The sequence below is a fragment of the Bacillus stercoris genome (assembly GCF_029772985.1).
Lineage (GTDB): Bacteria > Bacillota > Bacilli > Bacillales > Bacillaceae > Bacillus > Bacillus stercoris.
In genome coordinates this window covers 882,330-898,178 of record NZ_CP121861.1, presented here as the reverse complement: position 1 = coordinate 898,178, position 15,849 = coordinate 882,330, and the positions used below count along the sequence as shown (strand labels likewise).

Sequence of the window (15,849 nt, the reverse complement as noted above, 5' to 3'; positions counted from 1 at the left end):
CAGCCTCTTTTTTTATTCTATGCAGCTGATTGAACATGTTTGGCTCTTGTTCTTTTTTTCTTCACCGGACTTAATGCCCGCTCCAGCCAGGCCATGAGCAAATCGGCTGCCACCGCCATCACCGCAGTCGGTATCGCCCCGGCTAGAATAATCGCAGTTCCGTTTGTCGCGTTTGATCCGCGGACGATCATGTCCCCAAGGCCTCCGGCGCCGACAAATGTGCCGATTGCTGTAATCCCAATGGCAATGACGAGAGCCGTGCGAAGGCCCGCCATGATGACAGAAAGCGCGAGCGGGAGCTCAACCATTCTGAGCACTTGGAATTTCGTCATGCCCATTGCTTTTCCCGATTCTAGGTAGGCATGCTCAATGCTGACAATCCCTGTGTACGTGTTTCGAATAATCGGCAGCAGGGAATACAGAAATAATGATACAATCACGGTATTTGCGCCGAGCCCCATAACAAGCATCAAGACGGCCAGCATGGCGAGCGCGGGGATTGTTTGAATAACGTTTGTTACGGCGAACACCCAGGCTGACAAACGGCGAAAATGCGCGATGAGGATTCCGGCCGGGACCCCGACGGCAGCGGCAAACAAAACGCCGTAAGCCGACATAAGAAAGTGGCGGCCGAATTCATCCATGACATAACTGCCATTCTGCGCGTAATACGTCATTAACTGTTCAAGCACGTTCATTGACCTCACCCCCCTTTCACGATTCAAAGTAGTGATGCTTTTCTAAATATTCCTTGGCAACGACAGACGGTTCCTTTAGATTGCCGTCGACTTCAAAGTTAAGCGCCTGCATCGTGGCTGTGTCGATTTTTCCGATCATTTTCTTGATGATGCCTTCAAGCTCAGGATGTTCTTTGAGCACCTTTTCCGGAACAACCGGAGAGCAGTCGTACGGCGGGAAAAATTGTTTATCGTCCTTCAGCATTTTGAGACCATAGGACTTGATTCTTCCATCGGTTGAATACGCAAGCACAATGTCCATTTTTCCGCTTTTCACCGCATCGTACACAAGGCCGATCTGCATTGGATACGTGCCGCCGAATGTCATGCCGTAGGTTTTCGTAAAATCCTGATAGCCGTTTCCTTTGAGCTTCATCCAATAGTTATCGACGCCAAGTTTTAATTGCGGCGCCCGTTTTTTTACGTCTGATACAGTTTCTAAATGATATTGATCTGCCAGCTTTTTGCTGACCGTAAAGACGTACGTATTATCAAACCCGTAGGAGTCATACCATTTTAAATCGTATCTTTTTTTAAACTCCCGCTGAGTAAGCGCCAGCGCTTTGTCCGGGTCTTTTTCCGGTTGCATTCTCAACGTTCCTGTCAGCGCGTCTCCCGTATATCTTGTGGCTGCAATGTCGATTTCCCCGTTCATTAAAGCCTGCTGCTGCACCGCGTTGGAACCAAGATTTTTAATTGTTGTTGTTTTGAGATCAGTATGGTGTTCGATCAACTGGCCAAGCATGCTGGCGATGATTTCTGATTCGCTCATGCTTTGCGCGCCGATTTTAATGGTCTGGTCTGGAGCGGCACTGAGACCAGGAAGCGAACAGCCGCTCAACGTCAATGTTGCCGCAAGTGCTAAACCGATCATTAATGTAAGATATTTTCTTTTCATAAGCCGCCTCCTTATGACACTTCCTTCAACCTCTGCATGCCGGCAGGTGTCAGTTTTCGTTCAGCCACTGCCAGCACATAATCAATCACAACCGCCAATATTGTGACGGGAACCGCGCCCCCGATGATATATTCCGGCTGATATAAATTTAGTCCGATAAAAATGTAATCACCCAATCCGCCGCCTCCGATAAAAGAAGCAAGCGTGGCCCAGCCGATTAAGTAAATCGTCGATGTTCTGATTCCCGCCATGATCACTGGCGCGGCAAGCGGCAGCTCCACCAAGCGGACTTGTTCAGCCGGTGTCATTCCGATGCCTTTGCCAGACTCGAGAAGATTTTTGTTGACGCCGCGAATGCCGGTATACGTGTTGCGAAGTATCGGCAATACAGAATAGAAAAACAAAGCCACAATGGCTGGAACCTTCCCTACACCAAGGAGCGGGATAAAAAAGGCAAGGATAGCCAGACTCGGCAGCGTCTGAATGATATTCACAATGCCGATAATGATGCCGGCTCCTTTTTTCATTCTGGTCAGCACAATGCCGAGGGGGACGGCAACCAGCACGCCTAAGATAACAGCAATGAGCGATATCGTAATATGCTCGTATGTTTTATAAAAAAGCTCGCCTCCGTTGGTTTGCAAAAATTGAACAATATGATGCATGACTTATCCCCTCCCTATGACAATACCGCGAGCTGCTTTTCTTCTCCCCAGAGGGAGTCATACACGATATCGACCAAACTTGCTCTCGTCACAATTCCGATTAAGCGCCGGTCTTCATCCACAACAGGGACATATTTGACACCCCGTTTTAAAATTTTGCGGACCGTGTCGCGCAGCAATGTGCCTCCCAATACTGTGTATAGATCTTCATGTAAAACCTCTCCTACGAGATTGGCCTTTTTCCGGCATTGATCAATGATTTCAACATCGACATAACCTTGCAGAACGTGGTCGTCATCGACGACAAGCAATGAATCAACCCGTTCCTGCCTCATCAGCTGAATGGCCTCAGAAAGCGTTTTATCCGCGGTGATCATTACAGGCTGAGTATTCATAATCTGGTCAACCCGTTCAACATCCGGGCTGGATGACTGAATCAGCCGCTCCTTGCCGATAAATTCCTCAACAAATTCGTCTGCCGGATTTCTCAAAATGTCATCGGGCGTTCCAATTTGAACGATTTCTCCCGCTTTTAAAATCACAATCCGGTCTGCCAGCTTAATCGCTTCATCCATATCGTGGGTAACAAATACGATGGTTTTATGTAAGGTTTTTTGCAGTTTTTTAAATTCTTCCTGAAGGGAATCCCTCGTAATCGGGTCGAGTGCCCCGAACGGTTCATCCATTAAGATAAGCGGCGGCTCCGCGGCAAGTGCCCGTAATACACCAATTCGCTGCTGCTGCCCCCCGCTTAATTCATGAGGGTAACGGTCTAAATATTCTGGCCCCATATCGACCAATTTTAAAAGCTCACGCGCCCGCTCTTTCCGCTGCTGCTCCGGCCATTTCAGCAGTTTTGGGACGAGTGAGATATTCTGCTGAATGGTCATATGGGGAAACAGGCCGATTTGCTGAATCACATAGCCAATTTTGCGCCTGAGCTCTACAGGATCCTGTTCCATAATGTTTTCGCCGTCAATGAAAATCTTCCCGGCGGAAGGCTCAATTAATCGGTTAATCATTTTCATCGTTGTCGTTTTTCCGCAGCCGCTCGGCCCGATAAAACAGATAAATTCGCCTTTTGCAATCTTAAGATTCACGTTGTTCACGGCTTTTTTGCCGCCCTTATATGTTTTCGAGACATTTTCTAATGTCAGCAAACATCGCACCTCCAAAATTAAATTTATTCAATTTGTTCAGTTTAAATTTAATTTTTCAGACAATTGAATGCTTCCCATTATAGATTAAAGTTTATAAAATAAAAAGTTTACAATTTGTTCATATTATTTATAAAGTATGTGTAAACGCTGATTTACCCGCATTGACATGTGTTGATCTCCTTATTGCTCCAATTTCCTGCCAAATTCTCTTTTGACAGCATTTTCGCCGTATCAAAAATGTGGTATATTGACATCGGAATTGTTAGCTGAAAGGATGAAACCGTTGGAGAAAGATCCGTTAACGATCATTGAACAAGCCGAGGACCATTTTATAGAAAGAATTGCGGAAAACATGCATGCATTTGGAATGCCCTCTACCGTCGGACGTGTGCTGGGCATTATTTATATGAATCGAAAACCGATGACGCTTACCGAATTATCTGAGGCCACCGGCATGAGCAAAACACGCATGAGCCAGGTAGTGCGGGAAATGCTTGATGCCAATATTGCCGAGAAGGTGTTCGAAAAGGGCGTCCGAAAAGATTTATATGAGGTTGAACAGGATTACTATCAAACGTTTATCACGCTGTTTTCAGCCACTTGGAGCAAAGTCGTCAGCAAAAACAAAATGATGCATAAAAAACTCAATCGGGAGCTGCTTAGCGTGTTGGATGAAGAGCTTACTCCTGAAGCGGAAGAAAAAGTGAATGAACTGCTGAAGGAATTAAAGGAATGGCTCGATTATTATAATTGGCTCAGCCGTTTGATTGAGTTTTTTGAGAGCGAAGACATTTTTAAATATGTGCCGAAGCCGTAAAAAGTTCCCAAATTCAATTCTGGGAACTTTTTCAAGTCCAACCCAAATGGTTGAATATCAAACTTCAAGAAAACAAACAAAATAATGCATAATTTACATTAATTTATTCATTATCCATTTTTTGTTGATTATTCTGACTAGCTATTATATAATCTTTTTGAAATGATTATATTAGCTTAGAGGAGGTAATCTATATCAAAAAAAAAGGAATTATAACTGTAATGACTATATGTTTCCTATTATTTTCTTCTTATTACTTTAGTAATATTTCACCTCAGAATCCACTGTTCAAAAAAAATTTTTTGCAACAATTGTCTCCCCAAGGCTTTGGCTTTTATAGTAAAAGCCCTACAGAAGAAAACATTTCATTTCACACAAAAGAAAATTTAAAGTTACCTAATGCACTTCCCAATAATTTTTTTGGGATAAAAAGAGAAGGAAGAGTTCAGGCAATAGAATTAGGCAAAATTGTAGAGAATATCGATCCAAAGAATTGGAAAACTTGTGAAAACAACAACTCCTGCACAAATTTAGAGAAACAAATAAAACCTATTAAGGTTATAAAAAATGAAGATTATATACATCTTAGCAAAGGAGAATACCTAATATATCGCCAAAAACCACTCTCATGGTATTGGATAGACTTTAAGCAAACTACCTCTTTTGAAAGAAAGGTGCTAAAAATAAAAATAGTATGAAGATATTAAATAGTTTAGAAGGTTATATTGACACCTATAATCCATGGAAAAATACATATGCACTTTTTAGAAGTTTACTTGGTTTCTCAACATTACTAGTACTATTATTCAATAGTACTGATATTTTATTTAGTTATAGTGCAAATAATGTCACATGTGAAAATGTCTATATCCCTACCGCTTTTTGTTTTGCTAAAGAATATAGTATCAATTTTGAGATTATAAGATACTTAATGATTTTTATATTAACCTTAGTGGTTATAGGGTGGAGACCTAGGTTTACCGGTTTATTTCACTGGTATATTTGCTATAGTATTCAAACTTCAGCATTAACTATCGATGGTGGAGAGCAAATTGCAACTGTTCTTTCTTTTCTTATATTACCTGTTACATTATTAGATTCAAGGCGAAATCATTGGAATATAAAGAAAAACAATAATGAATCTTTCACAAAGAAGACAGTATTGTTTTATATAATGACAATAATTAAAATTCAAGTTTTTATCATTTATTTAAACGCAGCTTTAGAGCGATTGAAAAATAAAGAGTGGGCAGAAGGAACAGCAATTTACTATTTCTTTTCTGATCCGGTGTTTGGATTACCTGAATATCAACTTAACTTATTGAATCCACTACTTGAAAGCAATTTTATTGTTGTCATCACTTGGTTAGTAACTATTTTTGAGTTGTTCTTAGCAGCAAGTATAATTTCACATATCAGAATAAAGAGAATTGCCCTTGTTTTGGGAATATTATTTCATGTTGGGATCATATTCAGCATTGGTATTGTAAGTTTTGGCTTGATCATGATATCAGCATTAATTATATATCTGCATCCTGTACAACAAAATATCACTATGAATTGGTGTTCTCCTTTATTTAAATATATATATGTAAAAGGAAAGAGAAATTTCAAAAGAATAGGAGGTGAATCAGTCAAGTTTCTTACAAAATTGTTTCATAGCTAACATTTAGATAATGGAGAAATAACTTAATGGAGGTATAATAATTTGAAAAGTAAATTACTTAGGCTATTGATTGTTTCCATGGTGACGATGTTGGTTTTTTCATTGGTAGGACTCTCTAAGGAGTCAAGTACATCTGCTAAAGAAAACCATACATTTTCTGGAGAAGATTACTTTAGAGGACTTTTATTTGGACAAGGGGAAGTTGGTAAATTAATTTCAAACGATTTGGACCCTAAACTCGTAAAAGAGGCAAATAGTACAGAAGGTAAAAAGTTAGTAAATGATGTAGTCAAATTTATAAAAAAAGATCAACCACAATATATGGATGAATTGAAACAATCGATTGACAGCAAAGACCCTAAAAAACTCATTGAAAATATGACCAAAGCAGACCAACTTATCCAAAAATATGCTAAGAAAAATGAAAACGTAAAATACTCTTCTGATAAAGTTACTCCATCTTGTGGGCTTTATGCCGTCTGTGTAGCAGCTGGATATTTATATGTTGTGGGCGTTAACGCAGTTGCATTACAAACGGCTGCCGCGGTAACAACTGCAGTGTGGAAATACGTTGCCAAATATTCCTCTTCAGCTTCTAATAATTCTGATTTAGAAGCGGCTGCTGCAAAAACCCTAAAATTGATTCATCAATAATCCATTATAATTGAGTGTCTTGCGGATTGCTCCGCAAGACACTTTTTCAACTTGAACCGTTTAATTTTTTGTAATAAAGATATGAAGCTAGTGTTGAAATAACTAATGCTAGAAGAACTAGCACAATCATAATAAGAATTATAAATTCTCCTGTAAAAAATGAAAGAACAGCTATTATAAAACCACACACTACAAGTACTTTAGAGGCAAAGCGATTTCCCAGTTTCCAAACAGTCTCATCTTTTAATGTCCAAGGTGTCCTCAATCCAATAAGATGGTTTTGGTCTGCTAGCTGCATAGAATTTCCACCAATAATTAAAAAGATACCAACACCAAGCCCTATTATTAAATCAATATTCACTTCGTATCCTAAACTTATCAATAGAGTTGAGAGTTGTAAAATATATAAAAGGATTAACATATTATTAGAAGCTAGGAAAAGCAATGCTTTATTTTTTTGTGTAGACTTAATAGTTAACATATAAAAAGTAAGATAATAAATAAGCATAACAACAGGTATAATAAATATTGTTAAAGGTTTAGATACAATTGCAGTCGGTTTATTTCCTGACCATTGTATCGGTATTTCTTCTGGAAGGTATTGATATAATATAATTGAAGTCAAGAAACTCAAACATACAATAATTATGGAAATTATATTTTTCTTCATAAATCGTTATCCCCTTTATTTATAAAGTTAAGCATCCAATTTATTGAGTCTTGAAGTACTGTTGTATTTAGAGTGTAATAAATAAATTGTCCTTTGCGGTGGTCACTTATGACTTCCGCTTGCTTTAAAATATTCAAGTGGTGCGAAATACTCGGTTTGCTGATATTAAAATGCTCAGCAATATCTCCCGCAGTCATATCCCCTCCTTTTAACAAATCCAAAATTTTTCTCCTTGTTGGATCTGATATAGCTTTGAAAACATTATTCATAGCGTTTTCTCCTTTACAAAAAAACATTTAGACATTTAGATATTTGTATAAATGTATTATTTTCATTATAACTTGAAATTTTTTTAAAAACAACCCTCCAATTGGTTATAATATATGTTTTTGTATTTTATTCAAATAATTGGATGATCTCAACACTGGAAAATATGTTTAACAGGTACTAACACATGTTGTTTATTTAAAAAAACCACCTCCGTTGTATTTAAATAGAGGTGGTTTTTCTATCAGCTATAATAAAATTTCCTTTTTTCTTTTTAATCGGGCTTAACGCTCGTTCAAGCCCGCCCATGACCAAATCGGCAATCACCGCCATCAAAGCTGTGGGGATTGCTCCAGCTAATATAATCGCGGTTCCGTTTGTGGCATTTGATCCCCTGACGATGATGTCTCCGAGACCTCCTGCTCCGACAAATGTCCCGATGGCCGTAATGCCGATGGCAATGACAAGCGCAGTGCGCAGGCCGGCCATTATGACCGATAGCGCAAGCGGAAGCTCGACCATCCGCAGCACTTGAAATTTTGTCATCCCCATTGCTTTTCCGGATTCAAGATAAGCATGTTCAATGCTGATAATCCCTGTATACGTATTTCTGATAATCGGCAGAAGAGAATACAGAAATAATGACAATATCACCGTATTAGCGCCAAGCCCCATGACAAGCATCAGCACGGCGAGCATGGCGAGAGCCGGGATCGTCTGAATGACGTTCGTGACCGCAAAAACCCACCCGCTTAATCTTCTGTATCTAGCTATCAGGATGCCGAGCGGAATTCCAACAATGGCAGCAAATAAAACGCCGTACACCGACATCAGAAAATGGCGGTAAAACTCCTGCAGCACGTAACCGCCGTTTTGCGAATAGTAAGTGCCAAGCTGCTGTAGTACTTCCATATGATCCGCCTCTTTTCTTAGTCAAAATAATGATGTTTCTCTAAAAATTCCTTTGCTACGACAGACGGCTCCTTCAGCTTGCCATCCACCTCATAGTTCAGCTCCTGCATCGTTTCCGTATCGATTTGCCCAATCAGCTTATTAATCACACCCTCAAGCTCGGGATGCGCCTTAAGCACCTTTTCCGGAATCACTGGTGAACAGTCATACGGCGGGAAGAAACGCTTATCATCTTTTAAGATTTTCAAGTCATAGGCTTTAATCCGTCCATCCGTTGAATAAGCCAGAACGGCGTCCATTTTCCCGTTTTTGACTGCGTCATAGACTAGCCCGATCTGCATTGGATACGTTGTGCCAAACTCAAAGCCATATGTGCTGACAAAGCCTTTATACCCGTCGCCTTTTCGTTTCAGCCAAGCATTGTCGACGCCTAATTTATATTGGGAGGCATTTTTCTTCAGGTCAGACACGTTGTTAATATGCTCCTTTTCCGCAAACTTTTTTGTTACGGTGAAGGCATATGTGTTATCAAAGCCGTAGGAATCAAACCATTTATAAGAAAAGCGCTTTTGAAACTCGTTCTGCACAATGTTTAGCGCTTTTTTCGGATCTTTCTCCGCTTCCTTGCCCAGGGTGCTTGTTAAATCAGTTCCGGAATAGCGCGTGGCAGAAATATCAATGTCACCGCCCAGCATCGCTTGGTGCTGCACATAGTTTGACCCGAGGTTTTTCACTAAAGCGGTATTCAAATCTGTATCATGTTCAATAAGCTGCGCGATCATATTCGCTACAATTTCTGATTCTGTCATGCTTTGCGCCCCGATTTTAATCGTGTCGTCTGAAGCGCCGCCGAGTCCCGGCAGAGAACAGCCGCTTAGCAGTGTGACAAAGCCGAGAGCGCACGCACTAAGCCATTTGATTTTTTTCGTTTTCAACAGTGCCAACTCCTTACGAAACTTCCTTCATCCCTTGCAAGCCTTTCGGCGTCACCTTTCGTTCTGTCACAGCCAGCACATAATCAATGATAATGGCCAGAATTGTGACAGGCACGGCACCGCCAATGATATATTCAGGCTGATACAGGTTCAGGCCGATAAAAATATAGTCCCCGAGGCCGCCTCCCCCGATAAACGACGCAAGTGTCGCCCAGCCGATTAGGTAGATCGTTGATGTGCGGATCCCTGCCATGATGATGGGAATCGCCAGCGGGATTTCGACGAGCCGAATCTGCTCCCAGCCGGTCATGCCAATCCCTTTTCCCGATTCCAGCAGGTTTTTATTTACACCTTTAATGCCGGTATACGTATTGCGCAGGATCGGCAGCACCGAATAGAAAAATAAAGCGACAATCGCCGGCACCTTTCCTACGCCGAGAAGCGGAATAAAAAAGGCTAAAATCGCAAGACTCGGCAGGGTTTGCACAATGTTTACGAAACCGATAACCGCACCTGCGCCTTTTTTCATTCTGGTAAGAGCAACACCGAGCGGCACTGCAACGATAATGCCCAATACAACGGCTATGAGTGAAATATATAAATGCTCTCCTGTTTTATACAGCAGCTCTCCGCCGTTCGTTTGCAAAAAAGTCATCATTTGATTCATCTTAAAAGAGCTCCTCCCCTGGTCAGATCGTCATGAGCTGGTTTTCCTCGTCGCCCCATATGGAATCGTATACGATATCAACGAGGCTCGCTCTTGTCACAATCCCTGCTAAATGGTTTTGTTCATCGACGACCGGAACATACTTGATCCCCTGCTTCAAAATTTTTCGGACTGTATCGCGAAGTAGCGCCCCTTTTTGAACGGTATATATATCTGAGCGGTATACATCGCCAATGATGCTCGCTTTTTTGCGGTTTTGATCAATCATTTCCACATCAACATAGCCCTTCAGCACGTTTTGCCGGTCCACAACAAGCAGCGAGTCAACACGTTTTTCTCTCATCAGCTGAATCGCCTGAGAAAGCGTTTTGTCCGCAGATACCGTCACCGGCGTTCTGTTCATCATTTGCTCTACCCGCTCGATATCCGGTCTTGACTGAATCAGGCGTTCTTTCCCGATAAATTCTTCAACAAATTCATTTGCCGGGTTCCGGAGAATCTCATCAGGTGTGCCGACTTGAACGATTTCTCCCGCTTTTAAAATCACAATCCTGTCAGCAAGCTTAATCGCTTCGTCCATATCGTGGGTGACAAACACAATCGTTTTGTTTAGTGTTCTCTGTAGTTTTTTGAATTCTTCCTGAAGGGAATCACGCGTAATCGGATCAAGCGCTCCGAACGGTTCATCCATTAAAATGAGAGGGGGTTCTGCGGCCAGCGCGCGCAACACGCCGATTCTTTGCTGCTGCCCGCCGCTGAGCTCATGGGGATAACGGTCTAAATACTCCGGACCCATATCCACAAGCTTTAACAGCTCTCGCGCCCGTTCTTTCCGTTTTTCCTCAGGCCATTTCAGCAGCTTTGGTACGAGTGAGATGTTCTGCTGGATGGTCATATGGGGGAACAAACCAATCTGCTGAATCACATAGCCGATTTTTCTCCTCAGCTCAACAGGATCCTGTTCCATAATATTTTCTCCGTCGATAAAGATCCTTCCAGACGATGGTTCTATCAGCCTGTTGATCATCTTCATCGTTGTCGTTTTTCCGCAGCCGCTCGGGCCGATAAAACAGATAAACTCACCTTTGGCAATATCTAAATCAATGCTGTTCACAGCTTTTTTGCCGCCTTTATATACTTTTGACACTTGTTCCAATTTCAGCAATCCGTGCACCTCCGCAGGTTTCCATTAAATTTTCTGAAAAGTATAATCCTTATTATAATTTGAACTTTGTAAAATAAAAAGTTTACAATGTGTTGAAATTATATGTTATTTATAGATTATTTATTGTTATGACCGAGACGGAAAGGGTGTTCTTACAATTACGCCGGATACCTCCCACTTCCTCTGCATTCAGCTATTTTCAACATCAGGAAGAAATATGATATATTGACACCATCAATTGCCATTTGAAGGGATGATCAGCTGTGAAAAAAACCGCTCTCGACATCATTGAACATGCTGAAGAGCATCTCATTGAGAAGATTGCCGAAAATATGCATACGTTTGGAATGCCTTCAACTGTCGGACGTGTGCTTGGAATTATTTATATGAATCGAAAACCGATGACCTTAAGCGAGCTCTCTGAGGCTACGGGCATGAGCAAAACACGGATGAGCCAGGTTGTCCGTGAAATGATCGATGCCAATATCGCCGAAAAGGTGTTTGAAAAAGGCGTACGAAAAGACCTTTATGACGTCGAGCAGGATTATTATCAAACCTTCATTTCTTTATTCGTGGCCAATTGGACAAAGGTCGTGAGCAAAAACAAAGTGCTTTATAAAAAATTAAACCGGGAGCTGACTGATCTTTTACAAAGGGACGGGCTCACCCCGGAAGCGGAAGAGAAGGTTAATCAGCTGCTGAATGAATTAAAAGAATGGCTTCATTACTATGACTGGCTGAGCAGGTTGATTGAATTTTTTGAGAGTGAGGAAATCTTTCAATATGTGCCGAAAACAAAAGAAAGCAGCTCTCTAAAATAAGGGAGCTGCTTTTTTGCATCATGAAGTTAAGACCGGAAACATGCCTTTCAGCCCGGCACCAATCATCCCGACCGCAACCACGGCTAAGATTAATCCCATCAGTCTGGTAATCACATTCATCTCGGTTTTTCCGAGTTTGCTGCTAATGAAAGCAGAATAGTGGAAAAAGAGAAAGGTCAGGGCAATCACTGCAGCTATGCCAATCATGACAGCGACATAATGACCGATGCCGCTATGACCGGCGGAAAGGCTCATCACTGTTGCAATCGTTCCGGGCCCCGCAATGATCGGAATGGATAAAGGCGTGACTGATATATCGGCTTTTTCCTTGCTTTCCTTATGTTCATCATGATGAAGAGACTGCACGTGTGATTCTTTCGCATTCAATAGATTATAGGCAATGCCGAAAATGAATATGCCGCCCGCCACTCGGAGCGCGTGAATGTTGATATCAAACAGTTTAAAGATAAGATGGCCGAAAACCAAAAAAGCCGCGAGAATAAAAAAGGATAAAATAGCTGCCTTCCGGGCAATCGCTTTTCTTTCCGCTGATGTATAGCCTTCTGTCAGCGTCAGAAATATCGGTACGTTTCCGATCGGATTTGATACTGCGAATAAAGAAATGAAGACGTGAACGATGAATGCGAACATCATATACCTCCTTGTTGGTAGTGTCTGCACAGGAAATAGAATTATTCTCCCCCCTTTTACCCGGAGGTGATTTCCCGGTAAACCTTTATAGCCTGTTAGAAACGCTACCCTTATTCGCAATATAAAATCTCTGACGTTTTTCTTGAAACTGTCGGAAAAGTCGATTTGGATGTTGAAATTAAGTTTAAGCTGGGCGGTGAACAATTCGACATTGATGTCCACAGCGACGATTCTTCACCATACCCGCCCTGAGCACGTCAATATTGAAACGCAATATAAAGAACTGACCAAATTCGGATTCACTTGGCTGACATCCGTTCGCTCGCAGTATCATATCAAGGATTTTGGAGATGTATTTGAGCAATATATGAATAACTAGCATAAAAAAAGACACAGCTGCTATAAGGCTCGTGTCTTTTTTTGTATGAATATTGATTACTTTACAACTTTTTTCTTTTATAATAAAACTATTAGTCTATTTTCCCTATATTACAGGTAAAGGAGTTATTTTATGTATTGTCCTCAATGCGGCCATCAAACTGATGGCGGAAAGTTTTGTGAGAAATGCGGTTCGCCGCTCCCTGGTCAATCAGGCCAACAGCAGACATCTCAGACTGGAGCCGCTGCAAAACAAGCAGCAAAACAGTTCGGTTCATTTGTCCTGGCCGTCCTGAAACGCCCTTATCAGGAATGCAAAGCAACAGGCGGAGAGCAGTTGATCAGCGCGGTGATCACGCTGGTTCTTTTTAGTTTGCTGACCCCTTTGATGTTTTATATTCTTTTTTCAGACGGTCCCGGAAGCGTAAGCTTTACAGCAATCTTCTTAGAGCCAACCATTTATTTTATTTTATTTCTATTTGGCCTGCATGCATGCATTTTTTCCGCCCTGAAAATCGCGGGGAACCAAGTGTCTTTTAAAGATTCATTCTCAAGATTCGGAGCGTTTCTCATTCCGTTTACGGCTATTTTGATTCTTGCCCTTTTCTTCTTTTTATTACATACAGACATTTGCTTTACTATATTAGCCGTTGGTTTAATCGGTGCATTCTTCGCCATTCCTCCTGCGATGTTGAGCAGTTACCAGCATTCATATAAAGGGAAGGTTGACGTCATTTACTCAACGATTGTGATTTATCTGATCATCTGCGTCACATTTCAGCTTATTATCGAACACTATGTCAAAGAGATTTTCCGTTATATGCTCTTTTAAAAAGAACCCCATCACCTGCTGGCGATGGGGTTCTTTTATTGAATAGACGTTAAGTATATTCTTCCGTTCTTTACTACGCCGGTATAAGTCCAGTTATATGTTCTGAGCTTTGGACTGCCGCCTGATTTTGTGATTTCGAATTCTTCGTATGTTTTAATTGTGATATTCGAGCCGCTTTGACTAAAGCTTTTGACCTCTACATCAATAAATACTTCAGTCGTCCCCTCGCTATACAATTTCTTAACTAGTTTCTGCTGATCAGCATATAATGTGCTTCCTTTTTCCAAATTACCTTCCATCACTGCAAATTCATTTAAACTCACAGCACTTGATTGATTTGTCAGATAATCAACCATAAATGATGTCACTTGCTCTTTTGTAAGTGTGTCGGGATTAACTTTGGACTCATTTGATGACGCCCAAGCGGAGGTGTATATTTTAGGATTTTCATTTTTAAGAGTTTTTATATGGTCTCCTATGGAATCAGAAGTGGTCTCCGCACTCTCAAGCTTCCATTCTTGTTGTTTTTTATCATAAGACAAATAATAACGATAAGCTGTATGTTCTTGTTTCATCTCAGGTTCTGTATAATCATCAAAATAAGCTGATTCGTGAAGTTCATTTCCGTTCACTGAAACAATCCATTGTCCCTTGTCACTTTGTGAAATAGCAAATGAATCAAGATCGTAATCTGTTTCTATATATTTATCCTTATAATACATATGATTGCTCTTCATCTCTGAAATTTGTTTTTTCGTTTGAGCTTTAACATCGGATACAGCTTTTGTCATCTGTTCGGTTTTCCCATTGGAAAAGGCAGCCGTGTATTGCTCAGTCGCCTTATTAATGGTTTCTATGATGTTTTCTTTTGTTTCTTTATCGGGAACTAATCTCATCTTCATGTCGCTACCTGTAATTGGCATTGCATCAGTCATTTGCTTTCCCCATGGAAAGTCAGTTTTCACAGTCGCCGACATACTGCCATCAGTCAAAAGAGGGCCATATGTAAAAGTTTTGAATGGATCTTTATGAATCGACTTGCCGTTAATCAGTAAATCTCCCTTCCCGCTCTTGATGTCATCCTCTAAGCTGAATGTCACATCGTCTGCTTCCAATGAGAGATCTACACGAAAGCTGTTATCGCCAACTGCCTGAATGTCTTCTTTTTTCACAAGATCGACGACATCGTTTTTCAGTTTGGCTGAGACTGTATATTCACCGGGAATGTACGGACCAAGGGTTTGTGCTTGATCGGCTTTCTTTACAGATCCGGCTTCCTCTTTATTGACATATAAATCGGTATTTTTATAATTGCTGGCCACTTCAAAATAAACAGGTGCTATCATTAAGTCGTAATGATCGAATACCAGCAGGCTTTTCCCGTCTTTTTCCGCATATACAATGTCCTTCTGGGCTGCTTCATCACGCAGCGATGCAAAAAGTTCATCCTTTTTGTCTGGATGGTCCTTCAAATATGTAAGAAACGGTTTTACATTGTTTTTAGTGAGCTTCAGCTTGTCATTTACCGGTGTGAGAAGAGACGCGATTTGATCCTTGTCCTCATCATTTACGGCCTGCTCAAACTTGGCAATTAACCTATCCTTTGAAGTAAAGTACGCTCCGGTTTTATATGCGGCAAATAATATAACGCACGCTGCGGCAATGCTGCTCCATAAAATGATGGTTTTCTTAGGGATCGGTTTTCGCGGAGCCTGCCTCGTTTCGGCAGTGCTTGCTGTTTCTGGATCGGCCTGTTTACTGCTCCCTCCGATCGGGGTGCCGCATTCTTTACAAAACTTGGCCCCTTCATTATTCTTAGTACCGCAATTCTTGCAAAAAAACATGACTTTCCTCCTATTCTACTGAATTGATAACATTTACTACTTTTCATATTTTATAATAAAACAGAATGAAATTGGGAACGAATGAAAAAATTAAATGTCTATCAGACTAA

At 41.1% G+C, this 15,849-nt stretch carries 18 protein-coding genes and 2 pseudogenes; 8 read left to right on the top strand and 12 right to left on the bottom strand.

Features of this window, described 5'->3' with window-relative positions; genetic code table 11:
* Positions 1-17: 17 nt before the first annotated feature.
* From opuBD to opuBA, 4 genes are read right to left on the bottom strand one after another with little or no spacing between them, the layout of a single operon-like run.
* Positions 18-698: a choline ABC transporter permease OpuBD gene (gene opuBD, locus QA442_RS04560; RefSeq protein WP_071580896.1), complete on the bottom strand. Its 681-nt coding sequence runs from the start codon at positions 696-698 to the stop codon at positions 18-20.
* Positions 699-714: 16 nt separating this feature from the next.
* On the bottom strand, positions 715-1,635 hold the full coding sequence (gene opuBC, locus QA442_RS04555; protein WP_095431900.1) for a choline ABC transporter substrate-binding lipoprotein OpuBC: 921 nt from the start codon (positions 1,633-1,635) through the stop codon (positions 715-717).
* Positions 1,636-1,646: 11 nt separating this feature from the next.
* Positions 1,647-2,300: a choline ABC transporter permease OpuBB gene (opuBB, locus tag QA442_RS04550; RefSeq protein ID WP_095431901.1), complete on the bottom strand. Its 654-nt coding sequence runs from the start codon at positions 2,298-2,300 to the stop codon at positions 1,647-1,649.
* A gap of 14 nt (positions 2,301-2,314) precedes the next feature.
* A complete protein-coding gene (gene opuBA, locus QA442_RS04545) occupies positions 2,315-3,460 on the bottom strand; it encodes a choline ABC transporter ATP-binding protein OpuBA (RefSeq protein WP_095431902.1) in 1,146 nt (381 codons plus the stop codon).
* A 283-nt stretch (positions 3,461-3,743) separates the two neighbouring features.
* On the opposite strand from opuBA, the gene QA442_RS04540 reads away from it, so the two are divergent.
* From QA442_RS04540 to sdpC, 4 genes are all read left to right on the top strand, one after another.
* Positions 3,744-4,277 (top strand): GbsR/MarR family transcriptional regulator, encoded by a 534-nt coding sequence (locus QA442_RS04540; RefSeq protein WP_003243347.1) that lies wholly within the window; start codon positions 3,744-3,746, stop codon positions 4,275-4,277.
* A 221-nt stretch (positions 4,278-4,498) separates the two neighbouring features.
* On the top strand, positions 4,499-4,975 hold the full coding sequence (sdpA, locus tag QA442_RS04535; RefSeq protein WP_009968174.1) for a sporulation-delaying system protein SdpA: 477 nt from the start codon (positions 4,499-4,501) through the stop codon (positions 4,973-4,975).
* Positions 4,972-5,943 (top strand): sporulation-delaying protein SdpB, encoded by a 972-nt coding sequence (gene sdpB, locus QA442_RS04530; RefSeq protein ID WP_095431903.1) that lies wholly within the window; start codon positions 4,972-4,974, stop codon positions 5,941-5,943. Before sdpA ends, sdpB begins: the two co-directional genes overlap by 4 nt.
* A 42-nt stretch (positions 5,944-5,985) precedes the next feature.
* The gene (gene sdpC, locus QA442_RS04525; RefSeq protein WP_095431904.1) at positions 5,986-6,597 is read left to right on the top strand and encodes a sporulation delaying protein SdpC; all 612 of its coding nucleotides are present in this window, start codon (positions 5,986-5,988) and stop codon (positions 6,595-6,597) included.
* A gap of 46 nt (positions 6,598-6,643) precedes the next feature.
* Here sdpC and sdpI read toward each other — a convergent pair whose 3' ends face one another.
* From sdpI to opuCA, 6 genes are all read right to left on the bottom strand, one after another.
* Complete coding sequence (gene sdpI / locus QA442_RS04520) at positions 6,644-7,267, bottom strand: immunity protein SdpI (protein WP_095431905.1); 624 nt, start codon at positions 7,265-7,267, stop codon at positions 6,644-6,646.
* Entirely contained in the window at positions 7,264-7,536 is a 273-nt protein-coding gene (sdpR, locus tag QA442_RS04515; protein WP_095431906.1) for a sporulation delaying system autorepressor SdpR, read from the bottom strand. The genes sdpI and sdpR overlap by 4 nt, the downstream gene beginning before the upstream one ends.
* 220 nt (positions 7,537-7,756) lie before the next feature.
* Positions 7,757-8,446 carry a glycine betaine/carnitine/choline/choline sulfate ABC transporter permease OpuCD gene (gene opuCD, locus QA442_RS04510; protein ID WP_095431907.1) on the bottom strand — a complete coding sequence of 230 codons (690 nt, stop codon included), beginning with the start codon at positions 8,444-8,446 and terminating at the stop codon, positions 7,757-7,759.
* A gap of 17 nt (positions 8,447-8,463) precedes the next feature.
* On the bottom strand, positions 8,464-9,381 hold the full coding sequence (gene opuCC / locus QA442_RS04505) for an osmoprotectant ABC transporter substrate-binding lipoprotein OpuCC (RefSeq protein ID WP_095431908.1): 918 nt from the start codon (positions 9,379-9,381) through the stop codon (positions 8,464-8,466).
* A gap of 13 nt (positions 9,382-9,394) precedes the next feature.
* The gene (gene opuCB / locus QA442_RS04500) at positions 9,395-10,048 is read right to left on the bottom strand and encodes a glycine betaine/carnitine/choline/choline sulfate ABC transporter permease OpuCB (RefSeq protein WP_003228349.1); all 654 of its coding nucleotides are present in this window, start codon (positions 10,046-10,048) and stop codon (positions 9,395-9,397) included.
* 22 nt (positions 10,049-10,070) lie between these two features.
* Positions 10,071-11,213 carry an osmoprotectant ABC transporter ATP-binding protein OpuCA gene (opuCA, locus tag QA442_RS04495; RefSeq protein ID WP_095431909.1) on the bottom strand — a complete coding sequence of 381 codons (1,143 nt, stop codon included), beginning with the start codon at positions 11,211-11,213 and terminating at the stop codon, positions 10,071-10,073.
* Positions 11,214-11,476: 263 nt separating this feature from the next.
* On the opposite strand from opuCA, the gene opcR reads away from it, so the two are divergent.
* Entirely contained in the window at positions 11,477-12,034 is a 558-nt protein-coding gene (gene opcR / locus QA442_RS04490) for an opuC operon transcriptional regulator OpcR (RefSeq protein WP_095431910.1), read from the top strand.
* Positions 12,035-12,052: 18 nt separating this feature from the next.
* Here the strand turns inward: opcR and QA442_RS04485 are convergent, their stop codons facing one another.
* Positions 12,053-12,688, bottom strand: a complete 636-nt coding sequence (locus QA442_RS04485; protein ID WP_095431911.1) for an NAAT family transporter — start codon at positions 12,686-12,688, stop codon at positions 12,053-12,055.
* Positions 12,689-12,784: 96 nt separating this feature from the next.
* Here QA442_RS04485 and QA442_RS22190 point away from each other — a divergent pair.
* The 3 genes and pseudogenes from QA442_RS22190 to QA442_RS04475 form a co-directional block, all read left to right on the top strand.
* A pseudogene (locus QA442_RS22190) lies at positions 12,785-12,907 on the top strand (PH domain-containing protein); the annotation flags it as partial.
* A 4-nt stretch (positions 12,908-12,911) separates the two neighbouring features.
* Positions 12,912-13,064, top strand: a pseudogene (locus tag QA442_RS22185) (YvbH-like oligomerization domain-containing protein); the annotation flags it as partial.
* A gap of 132 nt (positions 13,065-13,196) precedes the next feature.
* Positions 13,197-13,895 (top strand): zinc ribbon domain-containing protein, encoded by a 699-nt coding sequence (locus tag QA442_RS04475; protein WP_095431912.1) that lies wholly within the window; start codon positions 13,197-13,199, stop codon positions 13,893-13,895.
* A 35-nt stretch (positions 13,896-13,930) separates the two neighbouring features.
* Here the strand turns inward: QA442_RS04475 and QA442_RS04470 are convergent, their stop codons facing one another.
* A complete protein-coding gene (locus QA442_RS04470) occupies positions 13,931-15,739 on the bottom strand; it encodes a zinc ribbon domain-containing protein (protein WP_095431913.1) in 1,809 nt (602 codons plus the stop codon).
* Positions 15,740-15,849 lie beyond the last annotated feature (110 nt).

What these genes read in the sequence shown, in the direction of transcription:
- opuBC (WP_095431900.1), bottom strand. Translation starts at nt 1,635, where the DNA reads ATGAAAAGAAAATATCTTACATTAATGATCGGTTTAGCACTTGCGGCA.
- QA442_RS04485 (WP_095431911.1), bottom strand. Translation starts at nt 12,688, where the DNA reads ATGATGTTCGCATTCATCGTTCACGTCTTCATTTCTTTATTCGCAGTA.
- sdpI (WP_095431905.1), bottom strand. Translation starts at nt 7,267, where the DNA reads ATGAAGAAAAATATAATTTCCATAATTATTGTATGTTTGAGTTTCTTG.
- sdpR (WP_095431906.1), bottom strand. Translation starts at nt 7,536, where the DNA reads ATGAATAATGTTTTCAAAGCTATATCAGATCCAACAAGGAGAAAAATT.
- sdpB (WP_095431903.1), top strand. Translation starts at nt 4,972, where the DNA reads ATGAAGATATTAAATAGTTTAGAAGGTTATATTGACACCTATAATCCA.
- opuBD (WP_071580896.1), bottom strand. Translation starts at nt 698, where the DNA reads ATGAACGTGCTTGAACAGTTAATGACGTATTACGCGCAGAATGGCAGT.
- QA442_RS04475 (WP_095431912.1), top strand. Translation starts at nt 13,197, where the DNA reads ATGTATTGTCCTCAATGCGGCCATCAAACTGATGGCGGAAAGTTTTGT.
- QA442_RS04470 (WP_095431913.1), bottom strand. Translation starts at nt 15,739, where the DNA reads ATGTTTTTTTGCAAGAATTGCGGTACTAAGAATAATGAAGGGGCCAAG.
- opuCD (WP_095431907.1), bottom strand. Translation starts at nt 8,446, where the DNA reads ATGGAAGTACTACAGCAGCTTGGCACTTACTATTCGCAAAACGGCGGT.
- opuBB (WP_095431901.1), bottom strand. Translation starts at nt 2,300, where the DNA reads ATGCATCATATTGTTCAATTTTTGCAAACCAACGGAGGCGAGCTTTTT.
- opuCB (WP_003228349.1), bottom strand. Translation starts at nt 10,048, where the DNA reads ATGAATCAAATGATGACTTTTTTGCAAACGAACGGCGGAGAGCTGCTG.
- sdpA (WP_009968174.1), top strand. Translation starts at nt 4,499, where the DNA reads ATGACTATATGTTTCCTATTATTTTCTTCTTATTACTTTAGTAATATT.